At 54.4% G+C, this 18,172-nt stretch carries 16 protein-coding genes; 8 read left to right on the top strand and 8 right to left on the bottom strand.

The genetic code is table 11. The annotated features are described in order from the left end of the window. The first annotated feature begins 414 nt into the window (after positions 1-414). Together ACF0H7_RS17880 and ACF0H7_RS17875 are read left to right on the top strand one after the other, a co-directional pair. Entirely contained in the window at positions 415-1,098 is a 684-nt protein-coding gene (locus tag ACF0H7_RS17880) for a LysR substrate-binding domain-containing protein (protein WP_397448234.1), read from the top strand. 109 nt (positions 1,099-1,207) lie between these two features. Continuing rightward, positions 1,208-2,215 carry an alpha/beta hydrolase gene (locus tag ACF0H7_RS17875; RefSeq protein ID WP_397448233.1) on the top strand — a complete coding sequence of 336 codons (1,008 nt, stop codon included), beginning with the start codon at positions 1,208-1,210 and terminating at the stop codon, positions 2,213-2,215. 20 nt (positions 2,216-2,235) lie between these two features. Here ACF0H7_RS17875 and ACF0H7_RS17870 read toward each other — a convergent pair whose 3' ends face one another. The 5 genes from ACF0H7_RS17870 to ACF0H7_RS17850 form a co-directional block, all read right to left on the bottom strand. Beyond that, entirely contained in the window at positions 2,236-5,001 is a 2,766-nt protein-coding gene (locus tag ACF0H7_RS17870; RefSeq protein ID WP_397448232.1) for an ATP-binding protein, read from the bottom strand. Positions 5,002-5,288: 287 nt separating this feature from the next. Beyond that, entirely contained in the window at positions 5,289-6,899 is a 1,611-nt protein-coding gene (locus ACF0H7_RS17865) for a Na+/H+ antiporter (RefSeq protein ID WP_397448231.1), read from the bottom strand. Positions 6,900-7,070: 171 nt separating this feature from the next. Further along, entirely contained in the window at positions 7,071-7,334 is a 264-nt protein-coding gene (locus ACF0H7_RS17860; protein WP_397448230.1) for a type B 50S ribosomal protein L31, read from the bottom strand. Between the two features lie 47 nt (positions 7,335-7,381). After that, the gene (locus ACF0H7_RS17855; RefSeq protein WP_397448229.1) at positions 7,382-8,014 is read right to left on the bottom strand and encodes a cysteine hydrolase; all 633 of its coding nucleotides are present in this window, start codon (positions 8,012-8,014) and stop codon (positions 7,382-7,384) included. 89 nt (positions 8,015-8,103) lie between these two features. Further along, positions 8,104-8,754: an isochorismatase family cysteine hydrolase gene (locus tag ACF0H7_RS17850; protein ID WP_397448228.1), complete on the bottom strand. Its 651-nt coding sequence runs from the start codon at positions 8,752-8,754 to the stop codon at positions 8,104-8,106. 273 nt (positions 8,755-9,027) lie between these two features. On the opposite strand from ACF0H7_RS17850, the gene ACF0H7_RS17845 reads away from it, so the two are divergent. The 3 genes from ACF0H7_RS17845 (at position 9,028) to ACF0H7_RS17835 (ending at position 11,472) form a co-directional block, all read left to right on the top strand. Continuing rightward, complete coding sequence (locus ACF0H7_RS17845) at positions 9,028-9,714, top strand: type 1 glutamine amidotransferase domain-containing protein (RefSeq protein ID WP_397448227.1); 687 nt, start codon at positions 9,028-9,030, stop codon at positions 9,712-9,714. Positions 9,715-9,790: 76 nt separating this feature from the next. Then, positions 9,791-10,414 (top strand): isochorismatase family cysteine hydrolase, encoded by a 624-nt coding sequence (locus ACF0H7_RS17840; protein WP_397448226.1) that lies wholly within the window; start codon positions 9,791-9,793, stop codon positions 10,412-10,414. Between the two features lie 308 nt (positions 10,415-10,722). After that, positions 10,723-11,472, top strand: coding sequence for a hypothetical protein (locus tag ACF0H7_RS17835; RefSeq protein WP_397448225.1), 750 nt, complete (start codon positions 10,723-10,725; stop codon positions 11,470-11,472). 99 nt (positions 11,473-11,571) lie between these two features. Here the strand turns inward: ACF0H7_RS17835 and ACF0H7_RS17830 are convergent, their stop codons facing one another. Next, entirely contained in the window at positions 11,572-13,023 is a 1,452-nt protein-coding gene (locus ACF0H7_RS17830; protein WP_397448224.1) for a mechanosensitive ion channel domain-containing protein, read from the bottom strand. Between the two features lie 412 nt (positions 13,024-13,435). Between ACF0H7_RS17830 and ACF0H7_RS17825 the strand changes: the two genes are divergently transcribed. After that, complete coding sequence (locus ACF0H7_RS17825; protein WP_397448223.1) at positions 13,436-13,855, top strand: hypothetical protein; 420 nt, start codon at positions 13,436-13,438, stop codon at positions 13,853-13,855. A 346-nt stretch (positions 13,856-14,201) separates the two neighbouring features. On the opposite strand, the gene ACF0H7_RS17820 is transcribed toward ACF0H7_RS17825, so the two are convergent. Further along, positions 14,202-14,942 (bottom strand): SDR family NAD(P)-dependent oxidoreductase, encoded by a 741-nt coding sequence (locus ACF0H7_RS17820; RefSeq protein WP_397448222.1) that lies wholly within the window; start codon positions 14,940-14,942, stop codon positions 14,202-14,204. Between the two features lie 96 nt (positions 14,943-15,038). Between ACF0H7_RS17820 and ACF0H7_RS17815 the strand changes: the two genes are divergently transcribed. Together ACF0H7_RS17815 and ACF0H7_RS17810 are read left to right on the top strand one after the other, a co-directional pair. Continuing rightward, positions 15,039-16,484 carry a TolC family outer membrane protein gene (locus tag ACF0H7_RS17815; protein WP_397448221.1) on the top strand — a complete coding sequence of 482 codons (1,446 nt, stop codon included), beginning with the start codon at positions 15,039-15,041 and terminating at the stop codon, positions 16,482-16,484. Positions 16,485-16,603: 119 nt separating this feature from the next. Then, the gene (locus ACF0H7_RS17810) at positions 16,604-17,035 is read left to right on the top strand and encodes an OsmC family peroxiredoxin (RefSeq protein ID WP_397448220.1); all 432 of its coding nucleotides are present in this window, start codon (positions 16,604-16,606) and stop codon (positions 17,033-17,035) included. A gap of 113 nt (positions 17,036-17,148) precedes the next feature. On the opposite strand, the gene ACF0H7_RS17805 is transcribed toward ACF0H7_RS17810, so the two are convergent. Then, on the bottom strand, positions 17,149-18,129 hold the full coding sequence (locus ACF0H7_RS17805; protein WP_397448219.1) for a LysR family transcriptional regulator: 981 nt from the start codon (positions 18,127-18,129) through the stop codon (positions 17,149-17,151). Positions 18,130-18,172: the final 43 nt, after the last annotated feature.

Raw genomic sequence — 18,172 nt, 5'->3', positions numbered from 1 at the left:
GAGGTGAAGGCACTGCGTTTCATAGAGTAATACTGACAGCGACGCCGTGTTGAGTACTAAGATAAAGTACTTAGGTATAAGTTTCGTGGGGTGTGGCTGAGTGGTGCACCACCCTTAATAAACATATGCTTTTCTGACGGTAAGGGGCATATATGGCACAACAGTTAACAAGATTTAGCGGCGCTTAACTCGCGCAGGGTCGTGGGTCGCGTTAAAGTAATGTGCAGTATCGATTAAGGTGCGAGGTGCAACGATATTGTTGAGGTCAGAGGGTCGAAGGTCGCGGATTTTATATGAGCAGTTGGCAGTTCGTGTGCTGCTCGGGTGCCTTTGGTAAATACCTTATCAGCGCCGTGTGAAGTGCTTGTACATCCACCTGGGCGCCAGGGTGGCCTATTGAGTAGAGACGAATTAATGAATGTGCCCATTGTGCTGCACCCTGAGTGCGCTGATCTTAATTTTAATCCTGCCACCAGTAGAGTGACATTTGGCATCAGTCTTTCGGAGGATATTGAATTCGGTCTGTTAAACAAGCTCGTCCACTCTGTTCAGGGCACGGCGCCTCACATGGTACTGTTATTACATCAGTATAATTGGGCAACCCTGCCAGACCGTCTGAACACTGGCGAGATTTCGCTGGTGGTGGGGTACGATCTGCCAACACATGCCCACCTGAGGCAGCACGATCTTCGCTCTTTTGATTTTCACGTCTTGAGAGCTGACTGTGTGCCGGGGCCTATTGGTATTCGTGCGTTTTGCATGCGCTCGCACATTGTGACTCCAGGCTCTGAACAGGTGAGTCGTCACATTGATTGTGAACTCATGAAACTAGGTCATACGCGTCATATAGCATTGGCGGTGCCTAACTACAGCTGTCTTCGTTCGGTCCTTGCCGGCACTGATCGCATTGCGATTGTTCCGAAGCATGTTGCTGACATCCTGGTGTCCCAAGGCGGCGTGAGATCAGAGCCTTTGCCTATATCCCCTTACACCACAACTCTTACGCTGACATGGCCTGTTTCGTTGGATCGAGCCCGCGCGAACCAGTGGTTTCGATCACGCATCGGTGTGTTGGTGGACGGTACTTGCGACCAGTAATAGTCGTTGCCTTTTGACGCGTCCGCGAAACGACTGATGTCATGAGTAAGCGTTCTCCAGCGCGCCAGGCGTCGGTTGAACTTTCACCATAAAAAGCGAGTTTCAATTCATGAAGCCCCCCCGCAAAATCGTCGATGATTGCCCGGAGCTGATTGCTCCTGCCTCTGCTCACCCTATTCTCGACCAGGAAACACAGGCCTTTCTCGATCGATTTGCGGAGACAGATGATCCCCCCTTGCACTTGCTTGATCGCGGGCTGGCTCAGGCTAAATGGGCAGGCCTGCAATCAGGTGCTCAGGGCACACCAGCGGTTGAGGTTCAGTCGTTTATCGTAAGCGGTGCCGCCGCCGATGATGTAACCGTTCATATCATTCGCAAATTCGGAGAGACCGAGCGGCTGCCTATTGTGGTGTATCTCCACGGTGGTGGATGGATCATGGGGGATTTGGCCAGCCATGATCGATTAACCTCTCAACTTGCAGTCGGAGCAGGCGTTGCTGTGGTGTTCGTGGATTATGCAACGTCGACTGCCGCGCGTTTCCCGGTTCAAAACGAGCAGGCGTACGCCGCCATGTGTCATGTTGTAAAGCATGCGGCGCAACTGAGGTTGATAGGGGACCGTCTCGCGGTGGCGGGGGATGGTGCAGGCGGTAACATGGCCGCAGTCATGGCATTACTTAGCAAGCGTCGTAACGGACCGACCATCCTGTTTCAACTGTTGTTGTATCCGGTACTGGCGGCGCCGGGTGAAACGCCGTCTTATCACGAGTTTGCGTGTGGGCCATGGCTTACGGCAAGGGCCATGCACCATTACGTGGATATGCAATTTCCAACCGAGTCGCTGTTCGATGCCGAGGCTTTACCAGGTAACGCATCAGTCATTGCTCTACAGGGGTTACCGGCAGCGCTGATCATTACGGCGGAAAACGACATATTGCGCGATGAAGGCGAGGCCTATGCCCGCAAACTGATCCGGGCTGGGGTTGCGGTAACCGCGACGCGTTACGTCGGGTGTATTCACGACTTTATGCTGCTCGATAATCTGGCTGACACCGCCCCCGCCAGCGCTGCGTTGCGACAGGCGTGTTCAGCATTGAGATCGGCGCTCTTCGAATGAATGGTGCAATAAGCAAAGGGTTAAACGCTTTCTGACAGTGCGACGAACCGTTGCGCAGCTTGCACGTCGGCGTTATCGCCGGCGGTGCTGAAATGCTGCAAGGTATCAACCAGGTAGTCCCGAGCTGCTTCGCCGTTACCCAACGTCTTGTGTGCTTCTGCCAGGCTCAGCGCAATTCTCAATTGCCAGATGCGTGCCGATTGGCGCTCTGCGATATCCAGTGCAGACTCAAGCTGAGTAATCGCAGCAGGACTCACGGGTGTACTGGAACGCAAGACATGTCGACGCAGCAGTTCTGGTTGCGCCCAACTCTGCGTTAAATGGTGTTCGCGGGCGTCAAGAATGTCGAGTGCCGCGTCGAGCCCCATGGTTGCGAAGGTCTCGATCTGCATCAGCGTCGCATTCCGTAGATCGACAGCGTTGCCTTTCAAAACAGATTCGAACCCTTCACCCCAGCGATCCCAGTAACGCATGCCGTGTCGCTGTGCTCGTTCGCGCAGCAGTGCTGTCATGGTGGTTGCGAAGGAGAAATCACCCGACCAGATGGCCACTGGAATAGCGCCTGTCGTCAGGACTGCGCACAGTGTCAGGTCGTGGTCCAGAACAATCGATTCCCTGGCGACGGTCCGGGCAATATTCAATGCCCGACTGACGTCTCCGTGAAGCCATGTAAACAACATCAGGTGCGTTTGCGCAGACAAGTAGCCATCGACCTGCGCGGCGTTTGCGTGGGTTATCCGAGAAGGAACTGCGTCATCGGCGAGCACGAGTTCAATCAGCTCGATTGCACGAACAACATCCCCGTGGAAATGCAGTGACAGTGCGATCATGTTGTTCCCGGTTGAAATGTTTCCCTGGGATCCGGATTGCAATGCCATTGCGTAGAACGCATGAGCGTGGTCAAGGCTTTCGACGTATCGCCCGGTTAGTAATCGCTGCATCCATAGTCCCCAGATGGCGCGCATTTCCAAGGCATTGTTTTTTAATGTGCTCGCAAGTTTCAGGGCATCTTCGAAGGCATCGGACATTGCTTGTTCCGGGCCGAAAGTATGCCAGCGTGACTGTCCATAAACGGTCAGCAGGTCGACATGCAATGACGTGCCAGAAAGCGCGGTCTGGTCGATCAGTGTGAGCGCCCGTTTAGCGACAGCAAAAAACTCGTTAGCGATGGATAAATGAAACCACAGGAACGACGAGGCCACGACCAGGCCAATGCCCAGTTCGATATCGCCATCTTCCGAGAACGCCCAATCGAGTGCTGCGCGAATGTCATCGATGCGTCGGCTGTGCAGGTCACGCCATTCGAGTCGCGCATTACCGTCCCAGGCTTTTTGCGTTTCCACAAATAAGTCCCGACAGTACTGCGCGTGCTTACGTTTGGCGAAGTGGTCCTCGCCGCTGCGTGAAAGCCTCTCAAGTCCGTAATGACGGGTGGTGTCCAGATAGCGGTACTGGGTTTCACCCTTCGAGAGATCGCAGGTCAGCAATGATTTGGCAACCAAATCGCTGGCTGTGTTGAACACCGCGGACTCGTCGAAAACGTGACAGGTCCCCACCGCAATCATTGCGCTGGTATTGAATGAGGTTTTGAACAGTGAGGTTCGTCGCAGGACCGCTTTGGCACACAGGGTCAATTGGTCGAAGCTCCAGTCAAGCGTGGCTTCGAGTGTTTGATGGCGAGGAAGGGCGGTGCGTCGTCCTTTGGTCAAAATCTTGAAGCGTGAATCCAGGTGGTCGGCAATGGCTTGTGCACTCAACCAATCAACTCGTGCCGCTGCAAACTCGATGGCCAGGGGGATGCCGTCAAGTTGACGACAGATGTCGCACACCGCGTCGCGATTCTCATGGCTCAATACAAAGTCATCGCGTACAGCTGTTGCACGATCAATAAAGAGACGCACGGCTGGAAAGTCGGCGGTCTCTTCGAGCGTCATCGTGGCCTTGGCGGCTGGCATCGCGAGCGTGGCCAAGCGATGTATCCATTCGCCTTCGGCCCTTAGCGGCTCTCTGCTGGTAATCAATAATTGAACGGAGCGGGTATCTTGCAGAAGGCGTTCTGTCAGCGGTGCGACCTGCTCGATGAGATGCTCGCAGTTATCGAGTAACAGTAAACGTGGGCCTTCTGCTATTTCGGCGATGATGGTGTTCATGGCATCACGACCGGCAATGGGTATCCTCAACGACGCAGCCAATGCGTCGACCACAGAGCTGGTGTCTGACAGGGGTGCCAGATCCACAAAACAAACAGGCCCGATATTCTGTTCCAGAAAGAGGTGGGCAATAGCAATGGCGACTGTTGTCTTCCCGATTCCACCGGGGCCCGCAATGGTAAGGCAGCGTCGTTCGCTGAGCTGTGCTGCGAGTTTTTGGACGATGTCAGTACGGCCGAGGACTTGTGAAATCTGGCCTGGCAGGTTGTGTTCCGGGAGCGCATGGCTGGAAGCGTTACTTGGCGCCAACATCGCCCCTGTGACTCTGGCAATAAATCGGTATCCGCGACCGGGCTCGTTAGTGATGTACTGAGCCCCATCGACGCCGTCTCCCAAAACCTTTCGGGCTGAGGATACGTGAACCCTCAGTGCGCCCTCGTCGACAACAGTGTCGGGCCACACGCGAGCGATCAAAGCATCTCGGCTGACCAGTTCGCCTTTGGCTTCGATCAGGGCCAACAAGATATCGGTGGCTCGACTGCCCAGGCGCAGCGTCTGGCCTTCCCGGGAGAGTGTGCGCTGGGGAAGTTCCAGTGAAAACGGTCCAAAAGATAAGGAAAATGAGTCGCCTTTCAAACGTGACCCCCTTGTGGCCGTCTAGGTGCCTACTGCATACGCATACACCGCTCTAGCAGAGCATGCGTTGTTGTACGTTCGCCCTTGTTCAGTCCATCGATTATCGAAAACTTCAGTTGTATTCGTTCGGGGGCTTTCTGCGCCCTTGTGCAAACGAAATGTCCTAGGCGCTAATTGGGAGATTACGGCATAGGCTTTTAATTTTAAAGCATATTTATCACAGGCGGTTATCTGGTTTCCCTCCTATAAGGATTTCGTCGGGTCGACCTGCCGGCTATACCCATTTCTCATAGTGAACTGATGTGTGTTTCGCTTAGATCAAGTTCACGCTCAAGGCGCCGAAGCACCGTGTCGTTGATTCGCCCGTCTCGACGCAATTCAAGCGCGGTACTTCGTTCTATCTTCAATAAATTGCGGGAAACTTCCTTATAAGCGGCGTAACCCTGTACATCCGAGTAGCGATCTTCTTGATAAAGCAAACCTTCCAGGCGAGAGCGGTGAAATGAGCGCAGGTCGTCATACATTTGTGCGACGCCTGGGGGGTGATTGATCAGCGCTTTGCTGTGTGCTGTGTCGAGGTGTTCCAAGGCTGCGCTGATCATCAAATGTCGTGCTGTGTGCTCCTCGCAGTTGATCCCGCTACGACTGCCTAGCCCTAGTAAACGGATCAATGGCGGCAAGGTAAGTCCCTGCAGCACCAAGGTGACCAGGATGACGCTGAAGGTCAGGAAAATGATCAGATTGCGACCATTGAAGGGGGCTCCGTCAGCCATGTACTCCGGAATCGAGAGCGCTGCCGCCAGCGAGACAACACCTCGCATTCCAGTCCAACCTACAACAAACAGCGACTTGACCGATGGAAGGGCTTCGTTCTGGCCCTGAAAGCGTCTGCGGATGACATACGCGAGATACGCACCGGGGTAGACCCAAATGAGTCGGAGGGCGATGATGAAAACACTGAATCCGGCAGCATAGGCAAGCAGCAACCAAGGGCCGTAGTCGTGCAGGCCGGCAAGTACCAGCGGCAACTGCAATCCAATCAGGACAAACACCAACCCGTTCAGAATGAAGTCCAGTGCATCTGACATTGCGTAGGCCTGTAGCCGACTGCCAGGGGAAAAGAACTCGGAACTGTGACGACCCAGGTAAAGACCGCACGCCACTACGGCGAGCACACCTGACGCATGCGCTTCCTCGGCCGCTATATACGCAATGTAGGGAGTAATCAGTACCAGTGTTATTTCAATCGGGCCATCGTCAATAAAGTGCTCAATGCGCCGCACGATCCAGGCGATAGTCAACCCGATACCCGCGCCTGCTGTGATCAGCCAAAAAAGGCGAACGCCCTCATCGGCAACGCTGGGCGTATGGTTACCCACCACCAGGGCTATACCGAATTCCAGTGCGAGCAATCCTGTGGCATCGTTCACCAGGCTTTCACCCTCAAGCACATCAACGACGCGCTCGGGCAATCCCAGGCGACGAGCGATCGAGGTGGCGGCGATGGCATCAGTCGGTGCCACAATCGCCCCGAGAATAATTCCCGTACGCCAGTCCAAAAACGGAAAAAGCGTACCACCGGCCAATGCAACACCGACCACGGTAAACGCGACCAGCCCAAAGGCGAGCATCAAGATACTGGCAAGGTTGTATCGAAATTCACGCCACGATGTGACCCAGGCTGCGTGGAAAAGCAGGGGAGGCAGGATCGCAAGAAACACCACATCAGGGTTCAGGCTCACGACTGGCAAGCCAGGGACAAAGCTGACAATCAAACCGGCTAATACCAACACGATTGGGTAGGCGATTTTCAATCGACGGGCCAAGGCACCAAAAGCAATGACGAAAAAAAGGAGTAGGAAGAAGACGGTTTCTACCTGTCGCACACTATCGTGCATGGTTGCTCTCTTGTTGTGTTTCTTGAGCGAGCAGGGGCCGCTCAGTGAATGAGAATCTGCAGGCTGGTGTTTGTGTTTAGGGAGGCAGAAGCCGCAAACCTCACTCGATAAGCGGCTGGGAGAGCACACAGCGGGACGTTGCAGCCTCTACCATTGATGCGCAAGCGGTGGTTACTCTGGGCGTTTGGTACCGATGGCTCCAAAACGCTTCTGGAAGCTGGCTACGCGTCCCTCGGAAGTGGTTTGTCGTTGCTGACCGGTATAGATGGGATGGGACTCGCTCGATACATCAAGGGCAATGTAAGGATAGGATTTCCCGTCGGTATGGGTGTAAGTCCTGTCGGTTTCGGCGGTCGAACCAATAAGAAAAAATACGTTCGCCGAGGTGTCATGAAACAGAACGTTGCGGTAGAGCGGATGAATATCAGGGCGCATGATGATCTCCTGGGGAGTCGTTTATTTCGTTTCAATACCGCTTGGGATTACAGGCCTGCGGCCGGTAATTTTTTGATCAGAGCGTCCGTTTTCAGGATTGCATGAGCGAAGGTCGGGCCATTTACCTCGAACGCTCCGTGCATGCCTTCGGGGCTAAACGCGGCAGCGGCATCAGGAACCAGTGTCACGTGGTATCCCAGCTCGACACCAAACCGAGCGGTCGACTCAATGCAGCTATTGGCAATTACGCCGACCAGAATGATTTTTTGAATGCCATGCTGTTTTAGCTGAAGGTCCAGGTCTGTATTCGCGAAGCTGCTCTGAGCCCAATGCTCATGCACCACCACATCGCCTTGTTGCGGGCCGAACTCCGGGTTGAACTCACCACCCCAGGTTCCTCTGGCAAACGCTTGAAGAGGCACCCCTTGTTTTTGAAAGGGGGTCATATGCTGCCAGTTATCAAAGTCGCCACTGTGGGAGCGGTGGTGCGGGAGAATGAAAATCTGGATGCCGGCCGCGCGCACCGCGGGAATGATCTTGCGCAAGTTGTCATACATACCTGACGCATCCGCAGTGGGTTTGATGGCGTCGAAAAGTTTCCCGCCCTCAGTCATGAAATCATTGTACGGGTCGACAATCAGAAGGGCGGTCTGATCGGAGCTGTAGTTATCGGTCGTCATGATAGTGGAATTCTCAAAAGGGTTGAGATCTGACCGGACTGGCTCTGTCTGGAGATCAGAAGGTCTTTGTCTTCACGATAAAAGCGGGCTTAAGGGCAGTCGTTGTACGCAATGGCCGAAGAAGGGAGCTGAGCGAGCAGTTCGGCTGTGGTCAATATTGCGTGGGCAAAAAACGGCGCGTTCACCTCATGCGATATGTGCATGGCTTCGGCGCTGAATGCTGAAGTGGCATCTTTTACCAGGGTCACGTGGTAACCCAGTTCCATTCCATAACGGGCAGTGGATTCAATGCAGGCATTGGCAATCATGCCGACGCAAATGATGTTCTGAATACCGCGTTGCTTTAGCTGTTCATCCAGGTCCGTGTTGGCGAAACCACTGAATGACCAATGCTCCTGGATGATGACATCGCCTGCTTTGGGACCGAATTCCTCGCTCCACTCGCCACCCCAGGTGTCAGCCGCGAACGCTTGTATTTCGTGTGAATGTTTCTGTGACGGGTTGGCGTTTTTCCAGCCCTTGTAATCGCCTTCATGCGCACGGTGATGGGGCAGGATAAAGACTTGGATGCCCGCCGCCCGGCTCGCGTCGAGGATCTGGCGCAGGTGGGCAAACATGTTGTTCGCAGTGGCCACGTCCTTGATTGCGTCGTACAGCTTGCCGCCCGGCGTCATAAAGTCGTTGTAGGGATCAGTCAGAAGAATGGCTGTCTGCTTGGCAGGGTAGGTGTGCGTAGTCAAGAGATTCTCCAAGGGGCGCGCAGGTCAAGGAAATGGCCTGGAAGCGTCACTGGATTATAGCTTTAAAAATAGAAGCAACAAGCGTTTCATACTAAGTCTACGTTTGGGCTTTTAGAGGCCGCGCGTCGATGGTTGGCGATTTTTTATTGTTATTTTCGAACGGCTTGGGTGGTTAGCTTTATTTATTAAAGCGTGTAGATTATTGGGGCGGCTTCAGGGCACGGTGACAAACCCGCGCCCTGAGCCATTAACCTTAAGCACGTGGAGCAGGTAATGAAGATCTTATGTATCGTCAGCAGTTCGTCGCTCGGATTCTGGCTCGCCGAGCTCACCCATCCCTACTGGCATTTCTCCGAACGCGGGCATGAGGTGGATTTTGCAAGCCCCGCGGGTGGAAAGCTCAAGTGGGACGCTACCAGCGACCCCTTCGCTGAAGGTTCCTGGGAAGCGGATGACCTCGTCTCCAAGGGTTTTCTTTCTGACACGAAACTCACCGCCCGACTTGATGCCACGCTAGCGCTCAAGGATGTAGTGCCCGAAAACTATGATGCGATCCATGTCGTCGGCGGTGGCGGTGCGGCGGTGGACTTGTACCCCAATGATGAGCTCGCAGAAATCCTCGAACACTTCTGGGCGCAAGGCAAAGTAATCGGTGGGATTTGTCATGGGGCGATTGCGTTGGCGAATAATCCGGCTCGCGTCGCCGGGAAGCGTGCCACTGGTTTTTCCCGCAAGGAGGATGCCTTGGTGGAGGATCTCTACGGCGCCAATTTTATTCCCAACTTCCCACAACCGGTTATGGAAGCTGCGGGTATCAACTTCGTACACGCAGAGCCATGGCAAATACGGGTGGTGATCGACGGCAAGCTTGTGACAGGACAGAACCAGCAATCCGCATCTGAATATGCCATTGCGTTCAATCACGTATTGGCAGGTGAGAGTCCTGTCCTGAAAGGCTAAATACCGATACTGACCATCAGCGCAACCACGCAGAAAAACCTGTACCTCTGATCCTCAACCTTCGGAAAGAAATTTCATGAATGCTCCCCTTTATGCCTTGGAACACACCGCGCTACTGCTGGTAGATCCTTACAATGACTTCATGAGTGAGGGTGGCAAGCTCTACGGCGCCATCAAGGCAACCGCCGACAGCGTCGGCATGTTCGATAACCTGCGAGCCATTCTGGCCAAGGTACGCGGCGCCGGCATGCAGGTGTTCATCTTGCCCCATCACCGCTCCCATCCAGGTGACTTCGATCACTGGAAGCACATGAACCCGGTACAAATTGCCGCAAGGGACTCTCAGATGTTTGCGGTCGGTAGTTGGGGAGGAGAGTGGAATCCCGAGTTTGGCCCCAAGGAAGGTGACGTGATCGTTCACGAGCACTGGGCTCAGAGCTCGTTCGCCAACACTGACCTTGACATGCAACTCAAGCAGCGCGGCATTCAGAAAATCATTCTGGTTGGCTTTGTTGCTAATACCTGCATCGAATCCACCGGGCGTTTCGGCATGGAAATGGGCTACCACGTAACCCTGGTACGCGACGCTACCGCGGCCTTCAGCGCCGAAGCCATGCACGCCGCCCATGAAATCAACGGCCCTAGCTTCGCCCACGCCATCGTCACCACCGAAACCTTGCTGACGCAGTTACCGGGCTGACTAGCCCAACTACCGCGAAGGGAGTCAGAGCCTTGATGAAAAACACATCGGCACTGATGACCAGCAGCAACCGCGATATCGGATCAGACGCTGCACGTTGGCCTAAAGCCTGAGCGCCCGAGCGTTGTAGCTTGACGGGATTCGATTGCTGCTTTAATAATTAAAGTGATATAGGTTCAGTGTCCAGATTGATAGCCCGATATTTCTCGTGGCTGGATTGCCGTATTCATTGCGGCAATCGCTAGAAAACGTTTGGAAGCGACACTTTGCCTTACCGTTAACGTGTGGCGAATTTAGGAAGGAACGTCATGAAATATAAGAGCTTTCCCGGGCTGATCCTCGCAGTGGCTGCAATTTATCCCTTTGGACTGCAGCCGGCATTCAGTGCGCAGGCGAGTAGTTTTTTAGTCGAGGCTGATGGCGCTCCCGCAGCGTCACTGACGTCCGATGGTTCTGATCATGTCGGCGCAGCGAAAGTTGCTTCTGACGGTTCTGATCATGTGGGTGCGGCGAAGGTGGCGTCAGATGGTTCCGATCATGTGGGTGCTGCGAAGGTGGCGTCAGATGGTTCCGATCATGTACATGCGGCACGTGTAGCGTCGGATGGTTCTGATCATGTGCGTGCAGCGCGTGTAGCGTCGGACGGTTCAGATCATTTACATGCAGCGCGTGTAGCGTCGGACGGTTCCGATCATTTACATGCAGCACGCGTAGCATCAGATGGTTCCGATCATGTGGGTGCAGCGCGCGTAGCATCAGATGGTTCTGACCATGTGGGCGCCGCACGCGTAGCATCAGATGGTTCTGACCATGTGGGCGCAGCACGCGTAGCATCAGATGGTTCTGACCATGTGGGTGCAGCGCGCGTAGCGTCAGATGGTTCTGACCATGTGGGCGCCGCACGCGTAGCGTCGGATGGTTCGGACCATCTTGGCGCCTCGCGAGTAGCTTCCTACCGCCCGATGAGAAAGGGGGGAATCGGTTCTGATTCGGTGGCGTCACTGTCGCAATTTGACGGATATGTTAATCAGGTAAATCACGATATCGATAACCAGTAACAGATTCATGTTGCTGTGTGATCGAGTGAGATAGTTGATATGACTCTTGATAAGCCTACCCGCCGGGCGGGCTTATCACATAAGTCATGCTTTTTGACGTTAACCAGGAGGAAGCGGCATTACGCTTTTACGTATCCAGTGTAATAGTCCCTTCGGCGTTGCAGCGGCCGGCCTGTGTTGCAGGGCCACTTCGCGGACGTGCCCCCGAAAGCTGGCCAACCCCTCCAACGCTTCAGCCAACTGATTGCCCTCATGTAGCCATGGCTCCAGGTCAGCACGATCGATGCGATAAACCACGCAATCCGTCAGGGCAGTGCAGCGTACTGGCAGTGGTAGCTGTTCGATAATTCCACTTTCACCCATCAGGTCGCCTGGACCCAGGCGCCCCAACTCGTGCCAACCGTCTGACCGTTCGATCGCTACCGTTACCACGCCTGACTCTATGATCAATAGCGCGTCGGATACCGTGCCTTGAGGCAGAATGACACCCCCTACAGGGTATGAACTCAGACGCATCAGGCGCTCCAGCGCAGTGCGCTCAGTCTCGTCTAAGGTACGCAGCATCGGCACGCTATTGAGTGCCGCCGACTCGCGAGTCGCCGGCGTCAGTTGTTCCCTGTGTTGGCGAAGGCTGTCGGAAGCGGCGAGTTGGCGATAGATCAGGTCGTAGAGCTGATTGCGCACTGCGCCGCGCCGATCACGAGACTTGATGAAACCGGTGATCTCGTATTCAACGCTACGCAAGCCGGATTTTCTAATCACTGCGCCCGCTTTGGGCTGTGCCAATAGGTCTCGACTTCCCTGCAGTGCTTTTTCAAGTGAGTCCAGAACCAGGCTGGGGCGCAAGCGCACCGGCAATTCAATCGTCAACACAACTGAATGAAAACGGTTCGGGCGGCTGAGGTTTATGATCCGTGTCTTTGCAGCCATCGCATTGGGGATGACGACCATGCTGCCGGAGCCCGTCAGTAAGTAAGTCGAGCGCCAATCGATTTCGATAACCTTGCCCTCAATGTCGTCAATCGAGATCACGTCGTCGACGCGGAAAGGTTTGGTCGCGTTGAGCACTATCCCGGAAAATACGTCACCCAGTGTGCTCTGAACTGCCAGCCCCAGGATAATGGCTACGGCGCCTGACGTGGCGAGCAATCCTTTAACCGGTAGATCAAGGACGTAGCCCGCCGCTGCGACCGTCGCCACCAGAAAAATGATCGCGCCCATCAGGTCCTGCAACAGATGCCCCTTTCCTCCAATGCGAGGTTCCAGCATGACCACCGCCAAGGCGGTCAGCGCCCTCGCGCCGTATAGCCACCAAATGAATGCCAACACGGTCGCCAAGGTATGTCGTGCGGGGGTGAAGCCGTCCTGGACCGGAGACAACGGGCTCAAATCACCATCCAGCAACGCCAGGCTAAACAACAGAAACAAGCACAGCCGGATCACCATCTTCCAACGTAAATGCCGTGGGTCGACGTATTGCCAGACGACCAGATCGATTATCAAGACCAGCGCCGCGCTAGCCAGAGGATAAGCAAACCTTAAGGACTCCATCGACATGCTCCTGACGTAACAGCAAAGGGGTGTGAGCCCACCCATTCCTCCGTGAATGTGGCCTGGGACCCGCTTGGACAGGTGCTCTATTCGATAAAAACGAGGACCTGTTTACGGCTTTAATTATTGAACCTATATTCGTTTTCGACTGTAACAGACGATGATGTGGATGTCCCCGGGCCGCTGAGTTTTTGTGTGTGACGGGTTGCCCGATAGTCGTAAACACGACCCCATAGGAGGCCACCTCCCTCGGATCCAAATCGCCCTCAACACACAAGCTGATCAGGCGGGCTAGCGCCTTTGCTGGATGATAAGCACTCAATAACAGGAGGGGTGCCAAGCCATATTGTTGTGCTAATTAAAAGATTAAAACATTACGCCTAAAGGGACGGTTCCCTGCAAAGGAAAAATAATGCAGTCATTCTTTCCAGTCGACGGCGAACCTGCGGCCCCTGACTCCTGCAACGTAAAACAACGACCTTTTGCCGACGATCTATATGCGGCAGGAGATGCGGCATTGTGTTCGGTTCGTGAACAGGCATTGGCTGATGAAGGGCGACGACTTGCAGCCATTATCAAGGGTATGCAGATAGGTACCTGGGAGCTAAATGTTTCAGTTGATAGTGTGCGCGTCAATGACGCCTGGACCCGTTTATTAGGCGGCACGCCGTGCGACGCTACTACCGTGCCGTTGTTGGAGTTGCTGGATCGCTTCCACCCGAACGACCACTTGGTTTGCAGCAAATCCTTTGCGCGAATACTCACGGGGCAGGCCGAGATTATGCAGGTGAGCGATGTTGCAACCCTGAAACGAATCCCCGTAGAAGCATGACTTTTACAGGGAGTGAGAAGCGAGAGCCGTACGCATCTTCGGCAGGTGCAGACGAACCTCAGTTACCGCGGTTGTTTGCTCCAATAGGAAATTGCCGCATTTGCTCCCTCTGATGTCGTCCGGGTCTTCAAAAGCTTTAGGCAGATTCGCCGTTTTTTATAACCTGTCGACGATTTTACGCACTGGCCACAACACTTTCCTGGGCTCAAGGGGAGTGCTCGCTTGGGGGTTAAGTCGTTTAAATGATCGTCGTCATGGGGGAGGGGAAGGCCCATCAGTACTCGACAACCGAAGGGCTTCAGCAACGGCCGTATAAAAGACCGACTAAGGGAAGTAAAGGGTTAAGTTAGAAGTGTTCATTACTTGAGCGTAAATCCATTTCTTGCGTCCAGGCAGAGCGAGGCTGCTGGTGAATTTGCCAGTACGTTTCAGCAATGGCATCGAAATCCATGAGGTTTTCGTCAATCCTGTTTCGGTTATTCAGCTTGGGGGCAGCAATGCTGTGTTCGCGCATAATTCTTCCATCCAGTATGACATGCGCAACATGTATTCCGAGTGGGGAGAGTTCGCGCGCCATGGTTTGCGAAACCATCCGAAGTCCCGCCTTGGCGGAGGCAAAGTGAGCGAAATCGGCTTTCCCGCGAAGGCTGGCAGTCGCACCGCTGAACAGTATTGTGCCGCCGCCATTCACAGTGAGGCACTTGGCTGCCTCACGCCCTACTAAAAAACCCGCGAGGCAGCTGACGCGCCAAAAGTCTTCAAATTGAGCGGCTGAGATTTCTCTAAAAGACGTTCGTGCGAAATTGCTTGCATTGAATACCACTAGGCTAGGTGGCATTCGATCGCTGCTGTTTTTCTGGGCCACTTCGAAAAGCTTCAAAACCTGCTGTTCATCCGTGGCATCGGTGACAACCGCCTCCGCAGACCCTCCGATTGTTGCTATCTGATCCACGACCGCGTGGAGCTTCTCTGCTGTTCTGCCCGCAGCCAGCACGTGAAATCCTTTAAATGCAAAGAGCTTGCATAACGTTGCGCCCAACCCATTGAAGGCGCCAACCCCTACGACAACCGCGGTAGGTTTTTTCATTGTTCAAGCCTCGTTGAAATTACGCATTCATGCTTTAAAAAATGAAGTATATTCCGGCCGGCGTCAAGCAATCACCCTCTCCCCACAGGAAATTTTATGCTGCGCAACCTACCGCTGGCTTTGGCCGTGCTCTGTGCTTCTACGGCTCCTTGCTGGGCGACCCCGGCCCCGCTTGCAAGCAAGATAGATCTCGTCAGTGTTTACGAGGATGCGGTGAGCAATAACGCGGACTTGGCTGCTGCCCGTGCCGATTACACCGCAAGACGTGAAATCGTGCCGCAAGCCCGGGCTGGATTGCTGCCCAATCTGTCGGCAGGCGCGACAGTGAACAACACCAGGACTGAAATCGATCAGCCATCGGTGATTGCCAGCCGCAGTGGGAATTCGTACCAGGCAACATTGAGCCAGCCGATTGTTCACGCTGATCGGTGGTTCCAGCTCAGTGCCGCAAAGGCTATTAGCGAGCAGGCGGCTCTGCAACTTTCTGCTATCGAGCAAAACTTGATAATGCAAAGTGCCGATGACTACTTTGGAGTACTCCGTGCTCAGGACAATCTTGCGACAGCAAACGCCGAGGAAGCGGCTTTCAAACGTCAGTTGGATCAGTCAAATGAGCGCTTCGCAACGGGGCTGGCGGACAAAACAGATACCCTGCAATCGCAGGCAAGTTACGACACTTCAAGGGCTAACCGCATCATCGCCGAGCGCCAGGTCGATGACGCTTTTCAGGCATTGAGCACCTTAACCAATCGGGAATACAACGCTGTTCAGGGGATCGTTCACACGTTACCTATTTTGCCTCCCTCACCGGCTAATGCGTCTGCCTGGGTCGACACGGCGGCCCAGCAAAATTTAAACCTGCAGGCCAGCAATTACGCCGTTGAGTCGGCAGAGGAAACGTTGCGGCAACGCAAAGCAGGGCATGCGCCCACCGTTGACCTGGTGGCGCGCGTCCAGAAAGGTGATAACGACAGCCTTGGCTTTTCGAACCCTAATGGCCTGGGTGTCACCTACAGCGGCAATGTCGAGCAGAGAACGATAGCCCTGCAGTTGAACATTCCGTTGTACAGCGGAGGGCTAACAAACTCTCAGGTGGTAGAGGCCGATGCACGACTGGATCAGAGTGAACAACAGAGAGAGGGATTGCGGCGTCAAGTGGTCGAGCAAACACGCAATTCATTTCGGGCCGTGAGTACCGATGTCGAGCAAGTTCAGGCGCGCAAGCAGTCGATCATCTCGAATCAGAGTGCGGTTCAGGCAACTGAAGTTGGATACAAGGTGGGCACCCGAAACATCGTCGACGTGCTGAATGCCGAGCAGCAATTATTCTCGGCAGTCCGCGATTACAACAACACTCGCTACAACTACATATTGGACAACCTGCGACTCAAACAGGCCGTGGGGACGTTGTCCGCGCAGGACCTTCAGGCGCTGAAAGGCTATCTCAAGGCTGACTACAACCCTGACAAAGACTTTCTACCTCCCGACCTGGCCGCCGCACCGCAGATGGACATTCAAGGTGTGAGCAAGCGCGCTCCATAATCCGATCGATGCCGCTACCAGGAGAGCGGTGTGAGACAGGATGTAAAGGCAGCGTGTGGCACGTTTAAAAAACCGGAAGCGATAGGGCTTTCTCATTCAGCTGCAGAGGGTGGTTCATTATGAAATCCGTCGGATACGCTACATGGGTTGGCACCTGGAAAGAGGGCGCAGGGACTCTATCTACGAAAAGCGAGACCTTAAAAAACAGTGCGTACAGTTTTTCAAGTCGTTTTGAGGGTACTCCTGGGGCGAGTCCAGAAGAGCTTCTTGGCGCCGCGCATGCCGGTTGTTTTAACCAGGCGCTTGCCAATAATTTTGGCATGATCGGTGTCGTGGCAGAGAGCATTACTACGTCGGTTACTGTGGACCTCGGTTACGGTGATGACGGGCATCCTGCAATAAAGAATGTACATGTCATCACGCAAGCAAAGGTGCCTGGTCTTGGCGAGGAAAAATTTCAGTACTGTGCTGAACGCGCGCGGGCGAATTGCACGTTATCGAAAATTTTCAAATGCGAAATTACAATGGATGCAACCTTGTCGGTGATGTAAGTCCGATGCCACTGAACAGTCCTTCTGAGTGTTCGGTGGCATGCTTGACGTATTTAAGTCCACTCTCGTATCCGGTGATCACAGCGGATACGTCATTACGCCAATCTGCAGCGTCAGGACGTTACTCGGTCTTCAATTGTTCTGATGGTGGGTGCCGTGCGCGCGCAAAAAGCCGCAAGTTGGGAGCGCAGCCATAACCTGGCAGGATGGCTGTGGGTGCTGTCGTGCCAAACCATTGCAATCCTGAAGCCCGCCACCGGCACAGGGGGGGTGAATATATCGACGCGGTCTGAGTAGCGGGCGGCCAATCGCTCTGGCGCCATGGCGATCAGTTCGCAGCGCGAGACAGCTTCAATCAGCGAGACGAACGACGAAACAGCGAAGGCTACCCGCCGTGAACGTCCGATGGCGGACAGTGCATCGTCGGTTGCTCCCCTGAATCCGTCCGCACGGGGAGAAACGATGATGTGGGTTGCCTCAACGAAGCGATCCAATGACATCGGAAGGCCACTGAGGGAGTGCTTGCGAGCAATGCCGATGTATCGCTCAAACAGCACGTCCTCATAACGCAGGTCACTCCCTTCAACGTCTTCCGACTGCAAAAAGGCAACGTCTATGACGCCTCGCTCAAGGTCCGCCCGCACCACCTGGCTATCGTGCATTAATCGGAGCATGACTCTGACATTCGGCGCGACCAGATACAGCTCAAGAAGGAATGGCAAAAGCACGGCCACTTGCATGTAGTCGCTAGACGCAATGGCAAGCGTGATGCTCGCGTTCGCAGGATCGAAAATGTGCGCGCCACTGATGATCCCACGCATCTGATCCAACGCGTGCCGAAGCGGTGTCTGCAGTTCGCTTGCCATCGCCGTGGGCAAAACGCCTCGCGACGTAGGAATAAAAAGCTCGTCTGCGAAGACCGCACGCAACCGCGACAGCTGCGCGCTAAGCGCCGGCTGGCTCAGGTTCAGTCGCCGCGCAGCCCGGGTCACATTGAGTTCAGCGAGCAATGCCTCAAGAGCCAGCAGCAGGTTCAAATCTAATTTTTTGTCATCCATGGCGTGGATGACAGCACCATTATCTTTGGATTTCAACTAATACCCACCTCAGGGTGAGAATGGCCGGATGGCCGTTTTA

It is taken from the genome of Pseudomonas sp. NA-150, from assembly GCF_044336365.1.
Taxonomy (GTDB): domain Bacteria; phylum Pseudomonadota; class Gammaproteobacteria; order Pseudomonadales; family Pseudomonadaceae; genus Aquipseudomonas.
Note: the sequence above shows the minus strand (reverse complement) of the source record. Positions and strands in the feature narration are given on the sequence as shown.